General features: G+C 47.2%; 2 protein-coding genes. Both read left to right on the forward strand.

Annotated elements, in window-relative coordinates:
• The first annotated feature begins 387 nt into the window (after positions 1-387).
• Positions 388-954, forward strand: a complete 567-nt coding sequence (locus tag OB13_RS20095) for a hypothetical protein (RefSeq protein WP_461491970.1) — start codon at positions 388-390, stop codon at positions 952-954.
• 14 nt (positions 955-968) lie between these two features.
• A partial coding sequence (locus OB13_RS20100) for a patatin-like phospholipase family protein (protein WP_461491971.1) occupies positions 969-1,179 on the forward strand: 211 nt, incomplete at its 3' end.

Genomic DNA, 1,179 nt, shown 5'->3' on the forward strand with positions numbered 1-1,179 from the left:
ATCGGATGCATGTGCTCCATTTTTCCGAAAGCCGATCCCTGGCGTGAGTCTACTTTGTTCTTTCTGTCCTGATTCATGTCGTGCCTTCCCCCGGAGCATCGCCAGCTGTCTTAACCAGGACACCCTCTCGAATTGAATTAAGGGTAATTTTTCTATATCTATATACCTGATCAGAGGCCTTATAGTTTTGCAAAACCTCCCTTAAATTTACTTTAGAGTGCTTCTTTCCGTACATCTGTAGTTTTAGAATACATCCCGTACTTAAACTTCCGATTTACTCCTGCTTCAGGTGTCAAACCAAGGGAACTCCGGGTGAAAAGCCCTGCTGCTCTTTACCTTTCCCGGAGTTTTTGCGTTAGCAGGAATATACCTGTAAGCATTCGTCCTATGCCTAAACTTTTACTGCCCGTTTTTCTTATATTACTTGTAGCGCAATGGGCCGAGGCACAGCAATTCAGGATACCGTATACGGGCAATAACACCATCCTGCTCTATGTAGAAGGCCATAAAGGAACTTATGATTTTGTTTCCGGGAAGTTGCTGGTTCGCTACAACCAGAACACAAGAAGACTGGAGTGTCTGCTTCCGCTCAATAACCTAGAGGCGGCAAATGACTCAACCCCGATCGTGATGGCACACGATGTGTTTTTCACTTCCAGATTTCCGGACATTTTTATCGAGATCGAAGCACCGGTAGAGAAGATCAATGCGGCCAAGAGCAATCCGCAAACGCTGAATAGCCGGCTGTTTATAAATATACAGGGTGTGATAAAGGAATTGGTGGTACCTGTTACCTTCACACCCGACAGAAACTCTATTTCTTTCAGCAGCACTTTTGAGATACTGCTGGATGATATGCGACTGAAAATACCGGCAAAGTATACGCCTATGCTCACGGGGCGTATACTCTTTACTATTCATAATGCGCGTTGGGCCGACATCAAAGCCCGCTAAAAAGAGAGTGTTCCATGCTTCATCCCCTGGCAGCTAACATCCTTTCTACCTTATACCTTGCCGTGCGACCTACACAGCTCAAAACCGTGCTGGCAGTGCTGCTCCTGCTGTGGGCATCAGCAACCTGCCTGGCCCAGAAAGTAGCCCTTGTTTTGAGTGGCGGCGGCGCCAAAGGTATAGCCCACGTCGGAGTGCTCAAGGCGCTGGAAGAAAACAACATCCCGA

The sequence above is a fragment of the Pontibacter sp. HJ8 genome, assembly GCF_054824225.1.

Bases quoted from the DNA above. Each gene is read 5' to 3' on its own strand.
- OB13_RS20095 (WP_461491970.1), top strand. From the start codon at position 388: ATGCCTAAACTTTTACTGCCCGTTTTTCTTATATTACTTGTAGCGCAA.